22 protein-coding genes, 3 pseudogenes and 1 riboswitch are annotated in these 23837 nt (G+C 60.6%); of the genes and pseudogenes, 16 read left to right on the top strand and 9 right to left on the bottom strand.

The genetic code is table 11. From position 1 onward, the window contains the following. Window positions 1-7: 7 nt before the first annotated feature. Window positions 8-151 carry a hypothetical protein gene (locus tag EJ067_RS34495; RefSeq protein ID WP_189510491.1) on the bottom strand — a complete coding sequence of 48 codons (144 nt, stop codon included), beginning with the start codon at window positions 149-151 and terminating at the stop codon, window positions 8-10. A gap of 163 nt (window positions 152-314) precedes the next feature. Here EJ067_RS34495 and EJ067_RS35180 point away from each other — a divergent pair. The 4 genes and pseudogenes from EJ067_RS35180 to EJ067_RS34490 form a co-directional block, all read left to right on the top strand. After that, a pseudogene (locus EJ067_RS35180) lies at window positions 315-644 on the top strand (hypothetical protein); the annotation flags it as partial. 325 nt (window positions 645-969) lie between these two features. Beyond that, window positions 970-2364, top strand: a complete 1395-nt coding sequence (locus EJ067_RS08495; protein ID WP_348639518.1) for an NAD(P)/FAD-dependent oxidoreductase — start codon at window positions 970-972, stop codon at window positions 2362-2364. Then, window positions 2352-3038, top strand: a complete 687-nt coding sequence (locus EJ067_RS08490) for a class I SAM-dependent methyltransferase (RefSeq protein ID WP_126085547.1) — start codon at window positions 2352-2354, stop codon at window positions 3036-3038. The genes EJ067_RS08495 and EJ067_RS08490 overlap by 13 nt, the downstream gene beginning before the upstream one ends. A gap of 251 nt (window positions 3039-3289) precedes the next feature. Continuing rightward, window positions 3290-3430: a hypothetical protein gene (locus EJ067_RS34490; RefSeq protein ID WP_189510488.1), complete on the top strand. Its 141-nt coding sequence runs from the start codon at window positions 3290-3292 to the stop codon at window positions 3428-3430. 62 nt (window positions 3431-3492) lie between these two features. Here the strand turns inward: EJ067_RS34490 and EJ067_RS08485 are convergent, their stop codons facing one another. The 3 genes from EJ067_RS08485 to EJ067_RS08475 form a co-directional block, all read right to left on the bottom strand. Beyond that, the gene (locus tag EJ067_RS08485) at window positions 3493-6888 is read right to left on the bottom strand and encodes an adenylate/guanylate cyclase domain-containing protein (protein ID WP_189510485.1); all 3396 of its coding nucleotides are present in this window, start codon (window positions 6886-6888) and stop codon (window positions 3493-3495) included. Between the two features lie 402 nt (window positions 6889-7290). Next, window positions 7291-8544 (bottom strand): MFS transporter, encoded by a 1254-nt coding sequence (locus EJ067_RS08480; protein WP_126085545.1) that lies wholly within the window; start codon window positions 8542-8544, stop codon window positions 7291-7293. Beyond that, window positions 8528-9070: a Chromate resistance protein ChrB gene (locus tag EJ067_RS08475; protein ID WP_126089546.1), complete on the bottom strand. Its 543-nt coding sequence runs from the start codon at window positions 9068-9070 to the stop codon at window positions 8528-8530. Before EJ067_RS08475 ends, EJ067_RS08480 begins: the two co-directional genes overlap by 17 nt. A 105-nt stretch (window positions 9071-9175) precedes the next feature. Continuing rightward, window positions 9176-9237: riboswitch (Fluoride riboswitch) on the top strand. Between the two features lie 119 nt (window positions 9238-9356). On the opposite strand from EJ067_RS08475, the gene EJ067_RS08470 reads away from it, so the two are divergent. Then, complete coding sequence (locus EJ067_RS08470; protein WP_126085544.1) at window positions 9357-10523, top strand: cation:proton antiporter; 1167 nt, start codon at window positions 9357-9359, stop codon at window positions 10521-10523. 1 nt (window position 10524) lies between these two features. Continuing rightward, window positions 10525-10944 carry a universal stress protein gene (locus EJ067_RS08465; protein WP_126085543.1) on the top strand — a complete coding sequence of 140 codons (420 nt, stop codon included), beginning with the start codon at window positions 10525-10527 and terminating at the stop codon, window positions 10942-10944. Here EJ067_RS08465 and EJ067_RS34915 read toward each other — a convergent pair. Beyond that, window positions 10937-11242, bottom strand: coding sequence for a hypothetical protein (locus EJ067_RS34915; protein WP_210211693.1), 306 nt, complete (start codon window positions 11240-11242; stop codon window positions 10937-10939). The two genes, EJ067_RS08465 and EJ067_RS34915, sit on opposite strands and share 8 nt — an antisense overlap. A gap of 206 nt (window positions 11243-11448) precedes the next feature. Next, the gene (locus EJ067_RS34910; RefSeq protein WP_210211692.1) at window positions 11449-11742 is read right to left on the bottom strand and encodes a hypothetical protein; all 294 of its coding nucleotides are present in this window, start codon (window positions 11740-11742) and stop codon (window positions 11449-11451) included. Here EJ067_RS34910 and EJ067_RS34905 point away from each other — a divergent pair. The 5 genes from EJ067_RS34905 to EJ067_RS08450 are packed head-to-tail and all read left to right on the top strand — an operon-like array spanning window position 11741 to window position 14495. Next, entirely contained in the window at window positions 11741-12583 is an 843-nt protein-coding gene (locus tag EJ067_RS34905; RefSeq protein ID WP_210211691.1) for a hypothetical protein, read from the top strand. The genes EJ067_RS34910 and EJ067_RS34905 overlap by 2 nt on opposite strands. Continuing rightward, window positions 12580-13086, top strand: a complete 507-nt coding sequence (locus EJ067_RS34900; RefSeq protein ID WP_210211690.1) for a hypothetical protein — start codon at window positions 12580-12582, stop codon at window positions 13084-13086. Before EJ067_RS34905 ends, EJ067_RS34900 begins: the two co-directional genes overlap by 4 nt. Continuing rightward, complete coding sequence (locus tag EJ067_RS34895; protein ID WP_210211689.1) at window positions 13083-13289, top strand: hypothetical protein; 207 nt, start codon at window positions 13083-13085, stop codon at window positions 13287-13289. Before EJ067_RS34900 ends, EJ067_RS34895 begins: the two co-directional genes overlap by 4 nt. After that, window positions 13286-14107 (top strand): hypothetical protein, encoded by an 822-nt coding sequence (locus tag EJ067_RS34890; protein WP_210211688.1) that lies wholly within the window; start codon window positions 13286-13288, stop codon window positions 14105-14107. Before EJ067_RS34895 ends, EJ067_RS34890 begins: the two co-directional genes overlap by 4 nt. Before the next feature lie 49 nt (window positions 14108-14156). Next, a complete protein-coding gene (locus EJ067_RS08450) occupies window positions 14157-14495 on the top strand; it encodes a DUF190 domain-containing protein (protein ID WP_126085542.1) in 339 nt (112 codons plus the stop codon). Window positions 14496-14760: 265 nt separating this feature from the next. On the opposite strand, the gene EJ067_RS08445 is transcribed toward EJ067_RS08450, so the two are convergent. Further along, window positions 14761-15321, bottom strand: a complete 561-nt coding sequence (locus EJ067_RS08445) for a DUF2306 domain-containing protein (RefSeq protein ID WP_189510482.1) — start codon at window positions 15319-15321, stop codon at window positions 14761-14763. A 174-nt stretch (window positions 15322-15495) separates the two neighbouring features. Here EJ067_RS08445 and EJ067_RS08440 point away from each other — a divergent pair, with 174 nt between their 5' ends. The 3 genes and pseudogenes from EJ067_RS08440 to EJ067_RS35175 form a co-directional block, all read left to right on the top strand. Then, window positions 15496-15816 (top strand): metalloregulator ArsR/SmtB family transcription factor, encoded by a 321-nt coding sequence (locus EJ067_RS08440; protein ID WP_126089545.1) that lies wholly within the window; start codon window positions 15496-15498, stop codon window positions 15814-15816. Between the two features lie 52 nt (window positions 15817-15868). Further along, window positions 15869-17290 (top strand): annotated as a pseudogene (locus tag EJ067_RS08435) (NAD(P)-binding protein). A gap of 231 nt (window positions 17291-17521) precedes the next feature. Further along, a pseudogene (locus EJ067_RS35175) lies at window positions 17522-17722 on the top strand (FMN reductase); the annotation flags it as partial. 214 nt (window positions 17723-17936) lie between these two features. Here EJ067_RS35175 and EJ067_RS35170 read toward each other — a convergent pair. Together EJ067_RS35170 and EJ067_RS08415 are read right to left on the bottom strand one after the other, a co-directional pair. After that, entirely contained in the window at window positions 17937-18176 is a 240-nt protein-coding gene (locus tag EJ067_RS35170) for a hypothetical protein (RefSeq protein ID WP_245468216.1), read from the bottom strand. Between the two features lie 521 nt (window positions 18177-18697). After that, window positions 18698-19501, bottom strand: coding sequence for an NAD(P)-dependent oxidoreductase (locus tag EJ067_RS08415; RefSeq protein WP_126085541.1), 804 nt, complete (start codon window positions 19499-19501; stop codon window positions 18698-18700). 878 nt (window positions 19502-20379) lie between these two features. Here EJ067_RS08415 and EJ067_RS08405 point away from each other — a divergent pair. Next, window positions 20380-20880, top strand: coding sequence for a GFA family protein (locus tag EJ067_RS08405; protein ID WP_126085540.1), 501 nt, complete (start codon window positions 20380-20382; stop codon window positions 20878-20880). Between the two features lie 1222 nt (window positions 20881-22102). Continuing rightward, complete coding sequence (locus tag EJ067_RS08400; protein ID WP_245468215.1) at window positions 22103-23827, top strand: ShlB/FhaC/HecB family hemolysin secretion/activation protein; 1725 nt, start codon at window positions 22103-22105, stop codon at window positions 23825-23827. Window positions 23828-23837: the final 10 nt, after the last annotated feature.

The following is a 23837-nucleotide window of genomic DNA, read 5'->3' as shown; positions in this document are numbered from 1 at the left end:
GACGCGATCAGTGCGTGCTGAGGTATTCAAGCACCGCGAAGGCTTGCGAGCGCAAGACCACATCCTTGCCTTGGCTGTCGCGCAAAATCCCGGCGGCAAAATCGAGAGTGATGCCGTTCACCACGATTGTCTTGGATGAGCGCGGATTCATCCCGCATCTCTTTGCATGCGCAGAACGTCGAACCCCTTGATCATGAGCATATCAAACTCCAGATCGGGAGAAAATCGGCGTTTGATCGGTTTCCTTTCGTTACACCAAGGTTGTCTTGGCCGATCATGCCGACTGGCGACGAGGGGTAGCAGGTCCAACCTTGATGGCGAAACCCACGGCTGTACTGGCGGCAGCTTGCGAGTTGATATCGGGCGGAAGCGCGGGCGCGCATGATGCGGTGCGCGGCTGGCCTTATCCGCCAGCTTGCTGCAAGGGAGATGACCTGGGAGGCGATTGCGAGCGCATCCCGGGCGCATCGGTGAAGACTGGACCGAGCGGCTTTTCCGTTACACTACTTCCTGGCGACCACCACCTGGTGACCCGACAGCATTTGTTTCAGATTCCATATAGAGACGCGCTGCCGTCCGGTGACCACGATTTTCATATCTGCCTGCATCCAAGTGAGGAGTATATGAACTGCTTCTTCGCACCGCCCGATTCGATGTACGGCGAGTTCCGTAGTGAGAGTAGTTCTTGCAAGTATCCGAACGTCCGCTGGGCCGCAAAGCGGTCGGCGCTACGCTGGGTGAAAAGGTCGGCTTTCTAGCCCAATCATCCCGAAAGCGGACGTTCCGATCTCGGCCCCGAAAGCGACAAGGCGGCTTTGCGCCTTAAGATCAGTCATTGGCACCGCACCCGTGAATGACCGGTTTCACCCGTTTGCAGACGATATTCGTAATTAGAAGAGACTGGCAGGGGGCGCTTGGATTCGGGGTGGCTTTCGTCCTTTGGAATTTCCGGAAACAGCACTTTGCAGTATGCTGCTGCATTTGCAGGGTGAGCCTGGTGTCGTTCGCCCTCACATGCAGTCGTTGTCGGCGGCACGATTTTGGCGGGGGAACATGAGAGGGATTCTTGATGCGGTCGTCATAGGCGCTGGCTCGGCCGGGCTTGGCGTCAGCTATTTCCTGCAACAACGTGGCTGCACGCACCAGGTTCTCGAGCGAGGCTGCATAGGCGAGACGTGGCGAACTCAGCGCTGGGACTCCTTCCGTCTGAACTCGACGAACATACGCACCATGCTGCCCGGCGACTCCTACGACGGGCCGGACCCCTGGGGCGCGATAACGCACCACGAATTCGTCGCCTATCTGGAAGGCTATGTTGACCGGTACCACTTGCCGGTGCGCACCAGGGTGGCGGTTGAGCGGCTGGATTCCGAGAACGGCACCTACCGGGTCACGACGGATTGCGAGACGCTTCTGGCCCATTCGATCGTGATTGCAACGGGCAACCAGTGCCGCCAGGTCCGGCCATCCTGGTGGTCAGACCTGCCGACCATTGTTCGCCAGGTCGATTCCTCAGCCTACCGCAATCCGGCCGAGCTTGTTGAGGGCGCCGTGCTGGTCGTCGGGAGTGGTCAATCGGGTGGCCAGATCGCCGAGGATCTGGTGCAAGCCGGACGTCGGGTATTTCTGGCGACGAGCCGCACTGGCCGCCTAATGCGCCGCTACCGGGGTGGCGACTCGTTCAACTGGCTCACCATCTCCGGCTTTGCCGACGTGCCGCTCCGTCAGCTCATCCTGGAAAACGGCGGCAGGCCGCCGCCGCGCCCGCTGCTCGGCGCGACCCACACAATCAGCCTGCAGTCGCTTAGCGCCCAAGGGGTCGTATTGCTCGGCCGTTTCAATGGCATCGTGAATGGCAGCCTGGCCTTCGGTGACGACGTCGACGACCACATGCGCTTCGCAGACGAAGCCTCGGCCTACGCGAAGCGGTTGATCGACGAGTACATCGAGCGCGCCGGCATCGATGCGCCGCCGGCTGAGGATGATCCTGCCGAAACGGTTGCGTCGAGCGTGCCGAGCCCGCCAATCCGATCGATCGACTTGGCCGCAAGCGGCATCTCCTCGATCATCTGGTGCACCGGATTCTCGGGCGACTTTTCATGGGTGAAGATTCCCGGGACCCTCGATGAGGCCGGCCAGCCGAAGCACGAGGACGGTATAGGCACCATTCCCGGGCTCTATTTCGCCGGCCTCGATTTTGCGGTGACGCGGAAATCAGGCACCATTCCGGCCGTTGCAGAGGAGGCGGACCATCTGGTGAGCCACATCGCAACAAAGGTGAGTCGACCTCAGGAGGAAGCAGACGAACGCGCCGCTAGCTTGGCCGCGGTCGCCGGTCAAGGGAACGAGCAGTGCAACGTATAGACGGTCCGTTGGCAGTGATCAGATCGGTGCGGCCATCGATCGTTGGGCTTAGGATTCTAGATATCGGCTGCGGCACCGGCAGTTTTGCGAGGCAACTTGCTGCTGAGGGCGCATATGTAACCGCTCTCGATCCGGGAGTGGACGCTATACGGGCTGCCACCGCTGCTGTTCCGCAGGTCAGCTTCCTCAAAGGTGTTGCCGAGGCGCTTCCTTTTGACGAGGCGACATTCGACATTGCCGTGATGATCAACGCGCTCCACCACGTTCCCGAAATGGCGATGCAGGCAGCGCTTCGCGAAGCTGGCCGTGTTGTTAGGCCAGACGGCGTTGTGATCATCATCGAGCCGTTGCCCACCGGCAACTTCTTCTCCGCCCTTCTCTTGATCGAAGACGAGACCGTTGTCCGGCAAGCGGCACAACGCGCAATCGAAACAGCCATACTCTCTGGAATGCTCATCCGGATGACCACGCTGAACTATGTTCGTCGAGAAGTCTTTCGAACAGTGGAAGACTTTTTGGATCGCGTCGTAGCTGTCGATCTATCGCGACGCGACATTGTGGAGAAAGACAAATCCGCCCTAATAGCAGACGTACTTGCAGCGGCGCACCGTAATAGTGAGGGTTCGTTCGTCTTCGACCAACCCATCAAGGTCGATATCCTCGGACGCTGCTGATTTGAAGTCCCCATTCCGGAAATCTTCATTAGATAGCGGCAACCAAAGGACCGTTCCCGGCGCCAGTTTCCAACTGTTGCCTTGGGTCAACTCAACGTCCGGGGTGGGTCAGGCCAAGGCATCAGTCCTTCTGACAGTTGCGTCCGCTATCGTTCTTCCGACGCCAAAACCCGCCAGTCCGCTTACCGCCCCCAAGCGGCGAATGCCCTGCACCTTTATACTTCGGCTAATCCCGGCCGAGGAGAACTCACATGCGCCATTCTCAATTCGATGATGCTAGACGCGAGCGCGTAGCTTGGAACGTCGGAAAGAAGGTCGGCACCAAGCGACCGCTTTACGCAGAAGCGAATCTGGGCAATTCGTTTTTTCTCGATCGTGAAAGACTGGAATGACTGCAATTGGCGCCACCGCGTTCGTTGAACGCGCTGCCCCTTCCACCAACAAACGGCCAAGGCTATTCACGCCGAGCCGAGGGCGAGCCATATAGCGTAGCACGCTCCAGCTCGCTGAGCAGGGCCTCGGCCTCTCTGACGTCGGCAGTTTCAAAACCCTCGGTGAACCAGTCGCGAACGTTTGTCAGAAAATCGTGGGCTTTCTCCCCGGCGCCTCGCTCTGCCCACAGGCGTGCGAGTTGCGTCGCAGTTCGCAACTCCCACCATTTGGCGGCCTGCGCCCCGGCAGTCTCTACCGATTTGCCGAAAGATTCCACAGCCAAGTCGCCGTCGCGACCAGGCTCGCGCAAAGCAAACTCCCCTTTCAGTCGGTACAGCTCGGCATCAAACCAACGCTCGCCGGTCGAAGTCGCACGCTCGAACGCGTCGTCGAGCACGCGTCGCGCATCTTCAACGTTGCCACTACTAAGGTAAGCCTCAGCCAGAATAGACCCGTAGTACGGCATCATCACCAGGTAACCGGCGTTCACGTCGTGCTCGTAGCAGGATTTGAGGGTCTCGAGGCCGTCGGTTGCATTTCCTTCAGCGATGAGTGCGGCAGCTCGAAAGCCCCGTCCCTTGTTCAACATTGCAGGCATGGCCTTTTCGGACGCGAGAGCAATCAGGCGCTCGCTGTCGCGCCGAAGGGCGAGCCAGTCTTTGCACAAGTGGTAGTAGACGCACGTGTTGGCGAGAGCCAACGCGATCGCGAAGGGCTGGCGCGTTTTCTCCGCAGTTTCCAGACCCTGCCGACACCGCCGGTACCCCTGCTCGGGGTAGCCCAGAATGAGCAGCGTCCGGGCAAGGTAGAGGTTCGGTCCGGCGTCGGCGATGTCCGCACCGAGCAGAGGGTCCAGGACAGGTGCTTTCGTCGAGACCCGCTGTTCCAGGAAAGAGCGTGCGGTGGCAAAATCGCCCATCCAAAGGGCAACGAATCCGGCTGCGTCCGCTCCGATTGGGCCACCCTCGCCGTATGCGCGCGCCGCCGCGCGCATCAGCTCGTTTTCGACTTCGCGCGCGCGATCGAGCTCCGCGCGATTGTAGTAACAGAGAAACTCGCCATAGCAGGCCCGGAGGTTCTCGTGCTCCGCTCCCGTTTGCCCGGCCAAGAATCGGGCGCGAGCATAAGCGGTGCCCGTTTCGACCGCCGCCGTGCCTCTAGCCGCCCGGAGCGCATCGCCGAGCGCAAGGCGGAGCCCGAGTTCAAGTCGGTTGCGCTCCAAGCCTTCCGGCAGCGTTTCGAGAAGCGAGAGACCGGTATTGAGCTGGCCCAACGCTTCTCTTGTCGCCGAGCGCATGATCGCCGTGCGTGCCGCAGCCTGATAATATGGCACTGCCTGTTCGACGAGCCCGGCCCTGCCGTAGTGGCCGGCGACGAGTTCGGGATGAGCTGTGGCCGTGTCCTTGAATCTGTTGACCAGCGCGTCGGCAATCGCGCCGTGCAGTTCCCGGCGGCGCCTTTTGAGGAGCGATTCGTAGGCGGCGTCCTGAATGAGAGCGTGCTTGAAGATATTTGCCGGGCTGGCCGTGGTGCCGCCGCTCAAGATTAGCTCGGCTCCGATCAGTTCCGAGAGCGCCGTCTCCAATTCACCGGCAGGCATGTCGCTCACGCTCGCCAGCAGCGCACGATCGAACTCCCGCCCAATCACGGCACCGACTTGCGCGGCATGCCTTGCGGAGGGCGGCAGGCTGTCGAGCCGAGCCATCAGCGCGTCCTGAAGTGTCACGGGAACCGTGACTGCAGGCAGAGATCCCAAAAGGTCGAAGTGATCTCCTGCGTCGACAAGGACGTTGAGATCGCGCATCGCCTTGGTCAATTCCTCGATGAACAGCGGAACGCCGTCGGTGTGCGCGACGATCTCGTTCAAGACTTCCTGCGGAAGACGCTTGCCCGCAACGGCCTCGGCTACTGCGGCCGCCTCAATCGGATCGAGCCGTTCGAGCACGATCCAGTCAACGTGTGCGCCGCTCCAGGTCGGCTTGAACTCCGGCCGAAAAGTGACGAGCAGCAGCACGGGCAATTGGGCGATCCGATCGTTGATCCGATCGACCAGTTCCAGCGTCGTCGGGTCGAGCCATTGTGCGTCCTCAACGACCATGAGCAGCGGATGCCGCGTCGCGAGCTCCTCAACCCAGTTCAGCAGCGCTGCAAACGTTATGGTCTTCCTCTGCTGAGGGGTCAGATCACGTAACGAATGCTGCTCGCCGGTTCGAGCGCCGAGCAGATCGGCGATGACAGGGATGGCGCCGGTGGTATCGGACAAAGCCCTTCCCAGAAGAAGCTCGAGCTTCCTGAACGGTGTTTTGTCCGGGTCAATGTTTGCAAACTCCGCAGAGCGCCGGATTTCCGAGATGACGGGCCGTAGCGCCGAGTTCGTGTAGTACGGCGAGGCGTCGAAATGGATTGCCTGGAGCCGGTCCCCTCTCAGTCGATCCCCGAAAAAGCGCACCAGTCTCGATTTTCCGATCCCGGGTTCCCCGGTTACGAGGACAACCTGGCCCATCGTTCGCCTGACCCGCCCCCAGCGCTCGAGCAGCAGATCAATCTCGCGGCCTCGGCCGACGAACGGCGTGAGCATCGTGCCGTGAAGTCTCTCGAACCGACTTTCACTGCGCCCGATGCCGTGGACCCGCCAGAGGGCTACCGAGGGGCCTATCCCCTTGATCGGCAGCCTTCCCAGGTCCTCCAGGTCGAAAATCCCTCCGACGAGGTGCCGGGTGGTTTCGGAAATCACAACCTGGTCCGGTCCTGCCGCCTGCTGCAGCCGTGCTGCGAGGTTCGGCGTCTCCCCGACGATCTCGTCCGGGCGCTCTGCCTCCCCTTCCCCTAGACTTCCGATGACCACCAACCCTGTGGCAATACCGATGCGTGCACGAAGGTGAGGAACCTCTTGCGTCTTGATTCCACCGGCTGCTGCCACAATGCGAAGGGCAGCCTTGACCGCCCGTTCAGCCGCGTCCTCCTGTGCCTTCGGCCAGCCAAAATATGCAAGAATGCCATCGCCCAAGAACTTGGCGACGTGCCCTCCGAAACGGTCCACTTCTTCGGTTACCGCGCTTCGGTAACGCCGCATCACCGCCCGCAGTTCTTCGGGGTCGAGCTGTCGGCTTAGCTCGGTCGACCCGACGAGGTCGACGAACATCACCGTGAGCTGCCGCCGCTCCGCCTCTGTAGGGGCAGATAAAGGCAGCGCCGTCTTCAGCGATGCGGATGCGCCAATGGGCGCCGACCTCGAAACTAGGGCCAGTGAGGCAATCGCATCGAGCAGCTTGCGCCGGTGACCGACGGAGGTCACGCCGAGTCCCGTCAGATCCTCGGCCCTCAGGTGGGCAAGAACCTCTCCACTAATATCGTTGTCGCGAAAGGCCTTCTCGTATTGTCCCAGGCCGATACCGCGAAGCCAGGTGGCGATGTCCACGTCCCCCTCCTGTATGAAAGTACAATAATACACCAAAAGCCATCATGGACGCGTGAAAACGGGTCCGAGGAGGGTCGATTCGGCCTCAGCCTGAAGGTCCACTTAATAGGACCAGAAATGTCTGGAAGTGGCGGCGCAAGAATTTCCTTCCGGAACCGGAACTGATGACCCAAGTCGGCCATCCGCTGCGCAGCGGAAACTTCGCGAGAGGGTCAAAAGCCGCCATCGACTAAGCAGATCGCTATTGGCCAGAATGGGCCAGTACCGTCCCCAGAGTTCAACTCTGCCGTCGCCCAAAGCAGACACCGTCGGCAGCACGCGAACGCACGGGAGATCGTTGTTGCTCCGATGCCGACATCACAGGGATCTAACGCCGGCCGGCTCCGCGCCTTTGCGCGCAGCTCAGCGCCCCGAAGAGGCCAGCCGTGTTCGCAATCCCAACGGACCAATCAGCGTGAGCGCGGAGAACCCGGCACCGGCAAGGAAAGTACCGGCAGGACCCACCGCGTCCCACAGGCCTCCGGCGATCATGCTCGCTGCCAGCAGTGCGACACCTGTAGCCAGGTTGAACATTCCGAAGGCCGTGCCGCGTAGCTCCGCGGGCGCTGCATCAGCAATCAGGGTAGCGAGCAAGCCCTGGGTGAAACCCATGTGTAAGCCCCACAGCACCACCCCGATGCCGAGGCCCAAAAGACCCGGCGCGAGGACCAGGGCAAGGTCGGCGGCAGCAAGCAGCAGCAAGCCCGCGATCAGGATTGTTACCCGATCAGTCCTGTCGGAAAGTACCCCGACAGGGTATGCCGACAGCGCGTAGGCGACGTTCATTACGACCATCACGGCAGGCACCAGCATGAGGGGCAGCCCGATTGCCTGTGCTTTCAGCACAAGGAACGCTTCGCTGAAGCGGGCCAATGTGAACACGGTGGCGACGACCACGATCCCCCAATATGTCGCCCCGAGGCGTCCAAGCTCGCTCCGGTGCAGCGGCAGCTTCACGCGCCGAAGATTCGAGGGCCGCTCCGGCTCGTGCACAGCTATGGTGATGAGCGCGAACGACAGAAAGGCAGGAAGCACTGCGATCCAGAACACCGTCCGGAAATGATTGGCCGTGAGCCACATCAGGCCGATTGCGATGAGAGGGCCGAGGAAGGCGCCGACCGTGTCTAGCGACTGCCGCAGGCCAAAGCTGGCGCCACGGAGGTGGGGCGGACTGATGTCGGCAACCAGGGCGTCGCGGGGCGCTCCGCGAATGCCTTTGCCGACCCGATCAATGAAACGGGCCGCCACCAGCCATCCGACTGTCGGCGCGAGCGGGAAGATCGGCTTGGTGAATGCCGCAAGGCCATAGCCGAACGCCGCCAGCCATTTCCGCTTGCCCAGCCAGTCACTCAATGCGCCCGAAAAAACCTTCGTCACCGACGCAGTCGCCTCGGCGATGCCCTCGATCATGCCGACGGTCAGAGCGGACGTGCCAAGCACCGTCACCATATAGACCGGCAGCAGGGCGTGAATCATTTCCGACGAGATGTCCATCAGCATCGAGACAAAGCCCAAGGCCCACACGCCGGTCGGCACATCGCGCCAGTGCGAACGGAGCCCCTCGGCATTGCCGGCTGCTGCCGCCTCTTTCGCCTGATCTTCAGCGGTTCTCGTCATGAGCGTCGAACACCTGTTTGGCATAAGCGTCCAGCAGCGCTTCACAGGCGTGAAGGCGCTCTTCGGCCTCCACGGCCAGCGCCGCATTGTAGAAGTCCAGCTTGCGGATTTTCTCGAGCCAGCCCTGCAGTTTCTTCAAGTCGACGTCGTTCTCTTCCAACTCGGCGTAGGTGAAGTGGTTGGCCGCCCGCTCTTTTGCGATCTCGCCCTCGAAGTCCGCGCATTTGTCGATGAACTCGCGGTATGCCTCGTCCCGGTCGGCCTTGAAACGGGCAATGACCTTCTCCTCCTGCGCGCGATCGAGGGCGACGGTCTCCAGGATCACGGATTCGCCGCCCATCCCGGCGACCTCGTTTTCCAGCATCTTCAGACGACGGACATGGTCATCGCTCTTGGGCAGCAGGCAAACGCCATTCTGCAAATAGACCGCCCCCATCCCCTTCAGGCGCCGCCAAAGCGCGATGCGCCTGGCGGCGGGCTCGGGCGGGACCTTGTAGGTCAGCAGTAGCCATGGGCGAGTTACCATGTCAATCATCATATTGTAACGGCCGTAACATTTCAATTGTGCAAGGTGCCCCGATGCGAAAGCCGCGAAGTCGCCCTTGCCGAGTTCCGGCTCGACTTCCTATGTTGTTTGGAAGGGGATGGAGTCCCCCAAAACCGCCTTGAAAGGCTAATGACTCCTGCCGAGTGGAAACGCGCGGTGGGAGTCGAGTCAGGAGATCGGCCCGCCGCGAGGCGGGTTTTTTTGTTGCCCGTCACCACCATGCTACCAACGCTGCCGGCCCGCCGGGCTGGAAGAGGAGAGCGCGATGGAGAATGTCTGGCTGGTCTCTGCGGTCTGGTTAGGACTTGCTCTTTTGGCTTCGGTTATTTCGATCAGGGTGGCGATGTCGGTCGCCCTTGTGGAGATCATCGTCGGGGCTGTGGCCGGCAACACCATCGGTCTGCACCTCACCGAATGGGTGAACTTTCTGGCCGGGTTCGGGGCGATCCTGCTGACTTTCCTGGCCGGCACCGAAATCGACCCCACCGTGGTGCGCAAGCACTTCAAATCGAGCATGTCGATCGGCGTCGTCGGTTTTCTGGCGCCCTATATCGGCGTCTTGCTCTATGCCCACTACGCCATCGGCTGGCCCTGGCCGCAAGCCCAGATCGCCGGGATATCGCTTTCGACAACCTCTGTTGCCGTCGTCTACGCTGTCATGGTCGAGACCGGCTTCAACAAGACGGAGATGGGCAAGATCATTCTTGCCGCCTGCTTCATAAACGATCTCGGCACCGTGCTCGCCCTCGGCGTCGTCTTTGCGCATTTCGACTATTGGCTGGCGCTGTTCGGCGCCGTGACGGCGGTGGCGCTCTGGATGCTGCCACGCTTCGCGCCGTGGTTTTTTGCAAGGGTGGGTCACCGCGTCAGCGAACCGGAAACGAAGTTCATTTCCCTGGTCCTACTCGGCCTCGGCGGCCTCGCTTCGGTTGCCGGCAGCGAGGCCGTGCTTCCGGCCTATCTCGTCGGCATGGCGCTGGCACCGGCCTTCCTCGCCGACCCGGAGCTTCCCCACCGGATGCGCATCATCGCCTTCACGATCCTGACGCCTTTCTATTTCCTGAAGGCCGGATCGCTGGTCGATTTCCATGCCGTTCTTTCGGCCGCCGGCCTGATCGCGGTCTTCCTCGCGATCAAGATGGCCACCAAATTCGTCGGCATCCTGCCGCTTACCAAGGCGTTTCGTTTCGAAGCGCGGGAAGGCATGTACACCACTCTGCTGATGTCGACCGGGCTGACCTTCGGCACGATCTCGGCGCTCTTTGGCCTCACCAATCACATCATCGACCAGCAGCAATATACGATCCTGGTGACGGCCGTAATCGGCAGCGCGCTGGTGCCGACAATCATAGCCCAGCGCTGGTTCCAGCCGGACTTCAAGCCGGTCGAAAACGCCGCTCGTTCGGCGAGGCCGGCAGAGGAGGAGGCCTGACATGTACGGCAACATCCTCATAGCCAACGACGGCTCCGACGGAGCCGCCAAGGCACTCGCCGTCGCCCTGAAGCTGGCTCACAGGCTCAAGGCCAAGCTTGCCATGATCTCGGTAGAGGAGATGCCGCGTATGCCGGCGACGATCGACGAAGTCGTCGAGGACAGGCTCGATGAAGATCAGCGGTACCAGAAGGTGATCGCACAGGCGCAATTTCAGGCCAAGGCCGCGCAGGTGAAGCTCGAGACCCATGTCGTCGCCGGTCACGCCGTTCCCTGCATCATCGACTTCATCGAACGTGGTGGCTTCGACCTGCTCGTGATCGGCTATATGGGCCATTCCGCCCTCTACAATCGGCTGATCGGCAGCACGACGGACCGCCTGGTCGAGCTTGCACCCTGCCATGTGCTGGTCGTCAAATGAGGGAGCCATGCCCAAAGGTTCCGTGATAGCGTATGAGCGAGACGCGGCTGCCGACGGCGCAAGTCCGAAGAGCGCCTTGCAGCCGGACGAGCAAAGGGTGGCGCTGCATCCAGAACCTGGGCTTACGGAAAGCATCCTCGGCGGCACGCCAGAGGAAATCGACGCCGAACCGGCCTGCTTCGTCGATCTCAATCTCGACCAGATCGTCGCCGCCGTTACCGCCGGCCGGAGCGAATACAATCTGATCCCGTTCTTCCATGCTCCGGCGCGCATGGTAGGCGCCGTTTGCTACCGGCATGAGGTATTCCGCGACCTTGAAGACGACGCCGTGAACCAGGCGGTTAGGCGATTGCGCAGCGGATGCGCGAAATGCGTGAGACCCTCGCGAAGGCGGCCAAGCTCCACTATCTCCACCAAAAGGAGCGGGTGGTTCTCGATGCCGTTACGGCCTATTGCGACGCCGTGACGGATCTCGGAGGCGATTTCTCCCGCACGCGGTTGCGGTCACGCGGGTTGATCGCGTTCCGGGATTTCGTGGCCCAGCACACCAACTCGAACCATTTCCAGTCGCTTCGTCGGGAGGCGGTGCGGATCAAGGACGAGCTCTCCAACATCCGCTACTGCCTTCACATCAAAGGCAGCCGCATCAGGGTGCGCAAACCGGAGATGGAAATGGATTACAGCGCGGAGGTCGAAAAGACCTTCGACAAATTCAAACGCGGCGCCGTACAGAGCTATCTCGCCAAATTCTCCGATTTCTTCGAGATGAACCATATCGAGGCGGCCGTGCTTGGGCATGGTGGCGCAGCTTTTTCCGGAAGTCTTCCAGGCGCTTCACGCCTTCTGCGAGGCAAGCGGGACCTTTGTCGACCCGAAGATCAGTGCCTTCGATCGTCAGGTGGAATTCTATCTCGCCTTTCTGGAATACATCGCACCGCTACGTCGTGATGGGCTCGATTTTTGTTATCCTGAGATGCTGAGCGGCGGCAAAGATATCAGCAGCGCCGGCGGCTTCGATCTCGCTCTTGCGCAGAAGCTGCATTCTGAGAAAGCGGTCGTGATCACCAACGATTTTCATCTGAAGGGCCCCGAGCGCATTATCGTGGTGACAGGGCCGAACCAGGGTGGCAAGACGACCTTTGCTCGCGCCTTCGGCCAAATGCACTACCTGGCGAGCCTCGGATGCCCGGTGCCTGGCAAAAGCGCCCGTCTCTTGTTGTTCGATCGGCTGTTCAGCCATTTCGAAAAGGAAGAGGACACCCGGTCGCTGCACGGCAAGCTCGAAGACGACCTTCTGCGCATCCACGACATACTCGGTCAGGCAACGCCCGACAGCATCGTCATCATGAACGAGATATTCACCTCCACGACGCTGCATGATGCATTGTTCCTCGGCCGGAAGGTCATGGAAGAGCTTTCCGGGCTCGACCTTCTGGCCGTGTGCGTCACGTTCGTCGACGAACTGAGCAAGCTCAACGAGAAGACGGTGAGCATGGTCAGCACTGTCGATCCGAAGGTTCCAGCCCGGCGAACCTTCAAGATCGTGCGACGACCCGCCGACGGGCTGTCCCACGCCATGGCGATCGCCCGCCAGCATCGCCTCACCTATGAAGAACTGAAACACAGGCTTGCGTCATGAAGCCTTTTCTCCTTTTCAGGGACAGAGACTTCGCCCGGGAAGAGGCGCTGCCCTGGCAAGCAGGGCCGCTTGTGCAGGACCTCGAGCTCGACACTCTGTTCAAGGCGATGGCAGGCCAGGACGAATTCCTCCTCGATGTCGCGCGAAAGGTCATTCTAGCCTCCCTGGAGGACGAGGAGGCGATCCTGTTCCGGCAGGAAGTCCTGCGGGATTGCCTGAGCCATTCGGAGCTGGCGCTCGAACTCTACGCTCTCGCCGTGGAGACGATCGAAAGCGAGAAGAAGAACCACTGGGGCCTCCTAATGGGATATCCCGATACCGTCCTGCGCCGTTCGGTCGAGGTGCTGACAATGTTCGTGTCGCGCCTGCGCAAGTTGAGGACGATCGCCGAGAAGCAGGCTTCCGGCTTCAAATCCGCCGGGTTCCAGGGCTTTTTTGCCATGATCTGCACTGAACTCGACGCCGACACTTCGTCGAAATCCAGTATCATCTCCGGCAGTTGAAGCTGAACGACGGCGTGCTGATGAGCGCCGAGCTGCAGGCCGGGAACAAGGGCGGCAACTACGTGCTCCGCAAGCCTCTCGACATCGACCGGAGTTGGTGGAGGCGCCTTTTTGTGAAGGGACCGCCGGTCCTCGCGTATCATCTCCATCCGCGTGACGAGCAGGGCGCAAGGGCGCTGTCGGAGCTGCAGGACCGGGTGTGAATCTCGTCGCCAATGCGCTCGCGCAGTCGAACGACCACATTTTGAGCTTCTTCACCCAGATGCGCACGGAGCTGGCATTCTACATCGGATGTCTCAACCTCCATGAGCGCCTGGCCGGAATCAGCGAGCCCGTCTGCTTTCCGATCCCGTCCGGCATCGGCCGAGAGCGACAGTCTGCCGAGCAGCTCTATGACGTCTGCCTGGCCCTCAATGTTGGGCAGCCGGTGATCGGCAACGATCTTCATGCCGACGGCAAGAACCTTGTCGTTATTACCGGCGCCAACAAGGGGGGCAAATCAATCTTCCTTCGCGCCCTCGGCCTGGCTCAGTTGATGATGCAGGCCGGCATGTTCGTGGCGGCGGCCAGATTCCCTGTGGACGTGGCTCACGGCGTATTCACGCACTTCAAGCGCGAGGAAGACGCCACGATGAAGAGCGGCAAGCTGGACGAGGAACTCGGCCGGATGAGCGAGATTGTCGATCACCTGGGCTCTGGTTCCATGGTGCTGTTCAATGAGTCATTTGCAGCAACAAACGAGCGCGAGGGCTCCGAGATCGCGAGACAGATTGTCGAGGCCATGACCGAAACCGGGATGAAGGTATACTTCGTAACCCATCTCTTCGAGTTCGCCCACGGCCTATACGAACGCAGTCTGCGGAGCGCGATGTTTCTGCGCGCCGAGAGGCGAGAGGACGGGGAAAGAACCTTCAAATTGAAAGAGTCTGCACCCCTGCAAACGAGCTTCGGCCAGGACCTGTACAATAGAATATTTGAAGGAACGGCGCGCAACGAAGTCAGCGGTGTCAACCACGACTAAGCCGAAGCGATGACGCCGCGTGCCACACCCGCTTGGGAGGAATATGACCATGCATATACCACGACAAGCCGTGCTTCTCCGCATCTTCATCGGTGAAGACGACCGAGGTCCCGACCATCCCCTCTATGAGTCGATCGTTCTCAAGGCTCGCGAGATGCACCTTGCCGGCGCGACGGTGCTGCGCGGCGGACTGGGGTTCGGCCATTCCAGCCGGCTGCACACTGCCAAGATCCTCAGGCTGTCGCTGGATTTGCCTCTCGTCGTCGAGATCGTCGACAGCGAGGAAAAGATCAACGCCTTTCTGCCGGCACTGGAGGGCATCATGCCGAGCGGTCTGGTGACTCTGGAGAAGGTCCAGGTGCTACAGTACGGAACCAGCCGGGAATGAGGTGATATCTGCCTTCGTCGCGTGCGTCATCGAGCGCGCGGTGGCCAGCAACAGCCCCAGGGGCCTCAGCCTTGCGCTGGCCAACCGCAAGCCCCCAGGCGGTGCTGGACTGGCAAGCGGTCTTGACGCAGGATTGGACAGAGGGGCTATTTGTTGCAGCAGTCAGCGGGCGCTGCCCTTGTTCCGGCCGTTCGGCCTCTCGCGTATGCTCGTAAGGGCCGGTGAGGGGGCAGGCAGTTGGAAGCCTGCGGGAGGCGCTCGCCTCTCAATCTGGATTTGCCCATCTGTCGGTTGCCGCTCGCGAGCGATCGAGGTCCAGGACCACCGGGTGTCGAAATAAGGCGCGGAGGATTATCGGCATTCCGAACGCGGCGGGCAGAATCCAAAATGCAATGGCCGGAAGCTCCTTCCAAAGCGGCAGGTTCTTGCCTTTGTCGACGTAAAATGCGGTGAGCATCACGATGTAGGACAGACCCATGCCGGTGAGGTGCAGCCTGGGCCACTGACGCCAGCGTCGCCGGGCGGCGGTGCGTCCGAAACAGGCGGATACGAAGGAAATACTCCCTAACGTGAACAGGTGGGAGCTTTCCGCCCAGCGCATGAGCGATAGGACGCTCATGGTGACGAACACGCCCAACAGGCACCAGAAGTAGAGGATTCCGAACGTGGAATGCCGTCCGCGTCCCTTTTGAGCGAGCATCGCGCCAGCCCCGGTGATCACGGCGGCAAGCCCGAAGAGGACATGGACGCCCACGACAGCGAGAAACACCGGATCGCTGGACGGAATGGGAATGCCCAGGACAATGGTTTCGCCTTCGCTTGCCATGCTCACTCGCCGCCAGAACCCATGCCCGGGATCGGCGACATGCCTCCATCTTCAGAGCATCTATATCACGTTCGACCTGCCATACGTTGACTGTAGGCGAATTCGCTGCCCATATTTCCACAATATTCGAAATTGCCTTGACGGCTTGGCCGGTAAATGCCTATGCCTATTTCCATGAAACTCGAACAAGCAGCAAAACAACTCGAAGCGCTTGGAAATCCGACGAGGCTCAAGCTCTATCGCTTGCTCGTCCGAACCGGCGAGGCGGGTAGGCCGGTGGGAAGTCTTCAAGAGACGCTGGGTATTGCCGCTTCGACGCTCTCGCATCATTTGCATCGCCTGGTGCTGACCGGATTGGTGACCCAGGAACGGCAGGCAACGACACTTATCTGTCGCGCCAACTATCCCGTGATCAATGGCCTGATCGGCTTCCTAGCGGACGAGTGCTGCGCGGATGCCGTCTGCGCTTCGACGGAGGCGGAGGGTGTAGCTTAGCTTCTCCTTCTGTCCATTATTTCGATAATTCTGGAGGCATGGAAGGTGGAAAATGACGAACCTTGGAAATCTTCCGGTTGCCGTAATAGGCGGTGGGCCGGTCGGCCTGGCCGCAGCGGCGCACCTTGTCAGCCGCGGAATCCCCGTAAAGCTCTACGAGGCTGGCGCCCAGGTCGGGACGAACCTTCGCGATTGGGGTCACGTCAGGGTGTTCACCCCCTGGCGGTATTGCGTCGACACAGCCGCCCGAAAGCTTCTTGAGAGCCATGGATGGCGAATGCCAGTAGCAGAGGCATTTCCAACGGGCGTTGAAATCGTCGGCCGATATGTAGCGCCGCTTGCCAGTCTTCCCGAACTGGCACCGTCTATCGAAACCAACGCGCGTCGTCGCGATCTCGCGATGGGGAGCCGACAAGGTCCTAAGCAAGGGCCGGGAAGACAAGCCATTCATGCTTCTGGTAGACGCCGCTGACGGTAGACGCCGTAACAGCGCCCGTGCGGTGATCGATGCGTCAGGCACCTGGCAAACACCAAACCCCCTCGGTGCGGGCGGCATACCGGCCGAAGGCGAAGCGGAACTCGGCAGCCGGATTGCCTATGGCATACCGGACGTTCTGGGTAAGGACCGCCATCTCTATGCAGGCCGCATGACGCTGGTGGCGGGTTCCGGTCACTCGGCCGCTAACGCTCTTCTGGAGTTGGCCGAGCTTGCCAAGACAGAACCATGGACTTCGGCGATATGGCTGACGCGTGGCACCGACCTTGTCCGCATCTACGGTGGCGGCGACCTTGATGCCTTGCCGGCTCGTGGCGAGCTCGGATCGGATGCCAGAGATCTCGTTGAGGGCGGCCGCGTCCAGCTAATCACCGGCTTTGCAACAACGGCAATTCGCGAAGTCGACGGTCGCCTGGTGGTGGAAGGCTTATCGGGGGATGGCAAGCGAACGGTTGGTCCCGTCGACAGGATCGTCGCCGCGACCGGTCAGCGTCCGGACCTGTCGATTACGAGAGAACTTCGGCTTCACCTTGATCCGTGCCTCGAAGGCGTCAAGGCGCTGGGGCCGCTTATCGACCCAAACGAGCACTCTTGCGGCGATGTTCCGCCGCACGGTCACCGTGAACTCAGCCACCCCGAGCCCGACTTCTATACCGTCGGTATCAAGAGCTTTGGCAGGGCGCCAACCTTTCTGCTGTTGACCGGCTATGAACAGGTGCGCTCGGTGGCTGCGGCAATTGCCGGTGATCTGGCATCCGCCGATGCGGTGCATCTGGCGCCGCCCGAGACCACCGGGTCTGCACAACTACGAGATCCATCTCTTCGATCTCGGCCGCCTCGAAAGGCTGTTGTGGCGGCCTGGTGCCGAAAGAAGTCGACGCCTGTTGCGTTGCCGACGCCGAAGCGAAAGCCGGTGGTAAGAGCGGCTGCGCTTTCGTGAGGATGCTTGCCGAGGGTGAATGGCGGCTGAGACGTTGATCGCAGGACATGCGGTGCTGGAGCTTCGTCGCACCTTCTGCATGCCTCAACGCCAGAAGCGCCTCGTGTCGACAAGGGCGTCGTGTGCTTCCGCGGCGTCCTTGAGAAGTTTGGACTTGTCCTCGGCGCTGTAGAGGTCCCCCGCACCAGCCACGTCCGAAAGTTCCGCGCCGCCAACATATCGGGGGCGGTGACGAGATCGTTGAGACTGCCGAGCTGATCCTGCAGGTCCTCCATGTCGAGCATCAGCTCAGGCCGTTGTTCGGTTTCTTCGAGGCTTTCGCGCTGCCTACTGCCGTATACGCGACCGACAAGGACTTCACCGAGGGCGTTCTCCGGTCCGAACTGATCCTGATGCGGGCGACGCAGGCTGTTGACGAAATTGCAGTTCTGCTTGCTAACCGGTCAGGTGTCAAACTAGCGGCAGAGTAGGTTTACAGCGCTACCCTTGGCGCTAACCAAGTACCCGCAGAAACCGAAACATTAGCTTGCGGAGTCTCAATGAGCTCCGCCTGATGTGGTCAAGGACAGCTGGCGCAAGGCGGTCGGGCTCACAAACGTCAGCTTTCCACCCCGTTCCCGGAAGGACGCAGCCGGCGAGCTTCGGGTAATCTGATGAGGCTGACCGGCTGCACCGGGGTCAGTCTCATCCCTTCCACATGGTTGAGCGGAGAAGGGCCTGCATATGCTCTGCCAGGTCGAGTTCGCCGCGCGCCTCGATCTCCAATAGGTATCGCGCCTTGGCCCAGCGATCGCCCTCCCTGACGGCAGAGTACGCGCAGATGGCCAGCAGCGCCTTTTCCTCTGCTCGGCTGGCTCTGTCGTAGTCGCGGATGCTTCCGCCCCTTTCGTGTACGGCCTTGCCAAACTCCGCGTATGCTGTCATGTGCGCCTCAATCAGTGCGCGCAGTTCGGAATGGCTCTTGGTCTCGGCTTGGCAGCTCTGTGGCGAGAGCCGCTGCCGCAACCGTCGAGGCGACAACACCGCTGCTGGAGTGAAAGAGCAGCGCACGGCGATTGATCCTGGACGTGTGAACTCTCCTCTTCAATTTCTGGCAGGCAAATCGGGTGTCGCAGAAACCACCGCACCGTACCACGAAGATTCGCACATTCATGTCAGGATGCGTGGCCGTCACAGCGCGCCGCCAACCTGACTAGATGATGCGGGCAGGCTGGCTGTACTGGTCGTAAACCGGAAGGGACGCTTTCCCTGCTCGGATGCCGAAAGCCGACCGCCAGCATTCGGCCCCGAAACTGCCAGTCAGCAACGCGCCCAATATCGGACGTCAAAGCCACGTTGATCAACTTCCAAAAGCGGACTTCGTGTAAGCGGTGTTCTCAGGCCACGGCCTTGAGCTCGGTGGCGCGGTCAGTCGCTCTTATCAATTCGAGCGACGCGAGAACGCGCTACTCAATCCGCGCAAGGTCACCGTCGAACCCCATCTGCGTGTAGGGGCCGCCGTGGAATTGCCGCGAGATCGGATCCTCAGAGTCCGGAGTGCGCAAGATGTCGGCCGCATGGTCCTCCGAGTCGTCCTGCGGCCGATAGCTGAGGAACTCGATGCCTGCATTGCGGTAGCGGTTGCGCCTGTTGTTGGAGACGCCGTAGACGACAATGAAGTGATAGTCGGGAGCATCGATGCAGCATCCGACTAACTGCACTGCGTCGCGCGGGCTAAGCCAGACATGGAGCAGACGCCGATCAGCGGGCTTGTCGCGAACGGCGCCGATGCGCAGGCAGGCGACCGAGATGCCGTGTTTGTCAGCAAACAGGCGTCCGACGGCCTCGCCGAACACCTTGCTCACCCCATAGAGGCCGTCCGGCCGCGGAACGACCGTCTGGTCGATAAAGCGGGCGCGTCGATAGAACCCGACCGCGTGGTGCGAGCTTGCATAGATGACGCGACGCACGCCTTGTCGCCGCGCCGCCTCGAACACATTCCAGGTTCCGACCACGTTGTTGGGCAGGACCTTATCCCACGTTTCCTCGCCCACGATCGCGCCGAGGTGGACAACACAATCGACGTCGCGCATGGCGCCTTCTACCTCGGCGAGATCGGCGAGATCGGCGCGCACGATCTCTTCGCCGGCGCTTGCCGGATCGAGTGGCGCGATGTCGGAAAGGCGCAGCACCGCGTATCGTCCGCGCAAGCCCTCACGCAAGATGCTTCCGATTTTCCCGGCCGCGCCGGTGATGAGAATGCGATTCATGCTAACCTCTTCTCAAAATCTGATGCGGCCGGGCGCTGCAAGCTCGGATGGGTGTTAGCTCGGCTTGCCGTCTTTCAGCTCGCAAGCACGCGTCAAGTTTCGACCGCTAACGACCAGTTTGAGTCAGACTTCAGAGTATGGGTGCACTTTACAGTAAGGCGATGTGCCTAGCCATCGGCGGACCGTTGATCCACCGCCCAGCTCAGGCCGTGCAGAAGGCGATCAGGTGAGCGCTTACCGCGGAATGTAGACCCAGGGCAGGAGATCGTCGATCTGGCTGTTGGGGTGGCGGGTTGACGATCCTGGTGAGCACGTCGGACTTGCGAGCCTCCCGTCGCCAGGTGAAGACTTGCTGCGGTCGCAGCCCGTGGCGGCGGGCGACCTCCGAGATGACCACGTTCGGCTCCAGGGTCTCTGCAACGATCCGCGCTTTCTCGTCAATTGACCAACGCCGCCGACCACCGGCGCCGTTGATCACCTCGAAGCGACGAGGCTGCCGCTCAGGGTCAAGCGTAAGGTCAAGTCCAGACACAAGCCGATCTCCGATTCCGACGCAGAATCGGCAGGCTCACAGATCATCGGCATTCCCGGAAGGTGGTGCCGACACAGCGTTTACGACTTCGCCAGCTCCCGCACCGGAACTTCGCGGCTGCGGACCCACTGAACAGTCTCTGCGAGCTTCGGCCACCGCTTAACCGGCGGTTGAAGCGGAAGTTATTGCCAGATGGTCGGGAAGGCGTGATCGGGTCCATTCTTTTGGGCTGACAAACCACACCCACTAACACCAGAATTAGATCCGCTCTTGGGAGGCTGGACTATCAAAGACGGATACCTAAAAGAAATTGGGCCCAAACCCGCCTCTTGAAGGAGAAGAAAAAATGAAACGCATCGAGATGGAGATGAGCGGGGGCTGCCAGTGCGGTGCTGTGCGCTACCACGCAAGCGCTATGCTCGCCAACTCGCATCTCTGCCATTGCCGCATGTGCCAGAAAGCCTCGGGCAACATCTTTGCCGCGCTCGTCGCCGCGCCCGATGAGGCGCTCACCTGGACACGCGGCAAGCCGAGCGTCTGGAAGAGCTCGGAGCTTGTCGAGCGCGGCTTCTGCGCCAATTGCGGCACGCCATTGTTCTTCCACCACCTCGAAAACGGTCGCACCAACCTGATGATTGGTTCGCTTGACGATCCGAACGCCTTCCCGCCGCTTGCCAATACCTGCACCGAGAACATGGTGGCATGGTTCAATACGATAACGGGCATAGAAAATACCGGTGCGACCGAAAACAACGGAGCCGACTGGGCCGCGGCGATCAAGGAGAGTAACAACCAGCACCCCGATCACGATACCACCTCATGGACGATGAGGGGGCGTGATGGCTGAGTCCTATTCCGGCGTTTGCCAGTGCGCTGTCCATTGCCGCTATTCCGAAAAGCCGTCGCGCCGGAAAACCAGCGACAGCAACGGCTTACTTCAAGATGATGCACGCAGGGTGCCTGAAGGTCTGCTCTGTAGCTAATTCGTGCCTCGAAGCAGCCCGTCAGCTTCCGGCCCCTTTTCGGCCGTCTAATGATCGAGTTTGCGAGGGCTCAAGCATCGCGTTAGGTTGTGGCCGGCTTGGCACCCTGGCGGTACTTTTTGAGGGGAGTGTGTGCCTACTTTCCGGTGCAGTGGGAAGGTCAAAAGGCCGATTGATCTCGATAGTTCACGAAATCTCAAAAATTTTTTCGCCAAAAATTTCCCTTTAAAATCAGTACCGTAGGTTTTTGACGGGCCAGGGGTCAGCTTTCGGCGCAGCAAGAAAGAAAAACCAAGCTAGATCAATTACCTAGCTGGGATAAAGACAATTGAGTGGGAGTGATTCAGTCCTACCTGGACGCCGTCGAAACTACGCGAACATACGCCGCAACCAACTGAAAACAAAAATAAATCCATTCATGGACAATCGGCAACTATCGATGCGCACAGATTGGCAATGGCGGACCGCCTGACGGGCCCAGGACGGAATTCGCATATTAGGACAGCGCGATGCGTACATCTTCACTCCAAGAAAATATTAGTCAGCGCTAGCCAATTTCCTATCCTGGGAGGGCAGGAGTCCAAGCGGGCGTTTCCTGTGCCTTCGGAGCGATAGCTTGCCTGATTCGAGTCACCTGCAAGATATGCATTCTTTCTAAAAAACGATTGTCTAAAGTTATCGCTTGGAGGCGGTTAAGGGCGAAAGACTCAAGATGAAAGGATAATTTCAGCGATAACCTCGTATATCGACATAAAAACCTTTCGACCAAGGACGCCGTTACTATTTCCGAAAAAATCCCCTCTTGACATCACGAATCCGCGTAGCTGTATTTGCGGTATTGATGCGGGGAAGAAACGTGATGTCGATTTGGCAGTCACTGCCTGGGGTTTGCTCTAACTTTACTATATTCCAAGAATCTAAAATAGAATTGCGCCGGCTATCTGCGCCACAGGGATGCAATTCGGCGAGTTTATGTAAGGCGGCTAGCGTTCAGTTTCTGCGAGGATTATGCGACGCAGGACGGCCGGTTCCGCATCGCACGGCAATGCATGAACGTCGCCCGGTCTTTGGTCCCGGAGTGAGACGGTGACGTGGGACAAATCTCTCTTTTGGGGCGTTTTGTTGAGCGGTGTATTGATGCCGCCCGCACTCGCGCAGGATGCGGGCTCATTGCTGCGCGAGCAGCAGCGGCAACAGGAGTTGCGGCGGCTTGAACGCCCGCCGGATATGGGCGAGGATCAGCAACGTCAGCCCCCCACACACCCCCCCGAACGGGGGGAAGTCATACTCGTCAAGGACCTGCGCTTTGTCGGTAGGGTGGAGCTGCTGTCGGCAAGCGAACGCGAACGGCTGACAGCATCGGCCACAGGCAAGCGGCTAGGCATCAGGGGCCCCTACGCGCTGGCGGATGAGGTGACGGCGCAGTTGCAGGCGCAAGGCCGCTTGCTTGCCCGCGCGATCCTGCCACCGCAGGACGTGACTGAGGGCATCATCACCATCAAGATCGTGGAAGGAACGCTCGAGAAGATGGAGTTCGAGCGGCGCGATGGCGTTCGTGTCCGGGAAACACTCTTGAGAGACATAGGCCAGCGCCACATCCGGGCCGATGCGGTTACCAAGCAGGACCTGGAAGCAGCGCTGCTGCGCATGAACGATCTTCCCGGTGTTTCGGCCAGGGCGCGGCTTGCGCCGGGTCAAGCTCCGAACACCTCCAGCCTGATTGTCGGAGTTGAACAGGAGCCGGTTTTCTCGGCGTCGGTCTGGGGCGACAATTTCGGCAGCTCTTCGACAGGCCGGGCACGAGCCAATGCCCAGGCCACGATGACAGACGTTACCGGCTATGGCGACCTCACCAGCCTTTCCGGCAACCTCTCCGACGGGGAGCAATTCGGCTCCTTCTCTGCAAGTGCGCCGCTTTGCGCGTGCGGCCTGACAGCCAACGCCACCTACAGCTACCTTCACTATCGCAATATCGACGACGTCGGTAAGGCACTGGAACTGGATGGCTATGCTCATTTCCTCAGTGGCGGGCTCGACTATAGTCTTATGCGTTCGCGCGACGCGAATGTGCTCATCGGGGTAGCCCTGAACTGGAAGGCCCTCGTCGACGACAGCCTGGCCGGGCACCTGCAGGACAAGCGGTCGCTCTCGGGGACCCTGACGCTTTCCGGTGATATGCGCGATGTGGTTTTCGGCGGAGGTCTAACAAGTTGGTCCCTGGGGTGGACCTATGGCGACCTCGATCTGTCGCGTGAACCGTCGGCCTTGGCCGCCGATCAGGCGGGGCTCCAGACGCAAGGCAACTTCCATCGTCTCAATGTCAGCCTGGCACGACTTCAGGACCTGCCGCGTGATTTCTCGCTGTTCGGTCGGGTTTACGGTCAGTGGGCGGACAGGAACCTCGATTCGTCCGAGGACTTCGCGCTTGGGGGCCCCTACGGCGTGCGTGGTTATCCCGTGAGCGAGGGGCAAGGCGATTTGGGCCTGCTAGGCACGTTTGAGCTGCGTTATGACGCACCCGTCCCCGCCGAATTCGGCAACCTGCAACTGGCCGGCTTCCTCGATGCGGGGCATGTCTGGGTCAACAAGAACCAGAACGGCATCCCGCAGCTCAACGCCTGCGGCTGCAACGACTATGGCCTTGCCGGCGCGGGACTGTCGGCCCGCTGGACGCGCGAGAACCTGAACTTCGCCGTCTCTTGGGCACACACGCTCGGCAGCAATCCCGGTCGCGACGCTGCCACCGGCGACAATGCCGACGGGCATTCCAACAACAATCAATTCTGGCTGACCAGCGCAATTCGCTTCTGAGGATTCGGAA

Origin of the sequence: Mesorhizobium sp. M1D.F.Ca.ET.043.01.1.1, assembly GCF_003952385.1 — a bacterium.
Lineage (GTDB): Bacteria > Pseudomonadota > Alphaproteobacteria > Rhizobiales > Rhizobiaceae > Mesorhizobium.
This window is presented reverse-complemented; position numbering and strand designations above follow the sequence as displayed.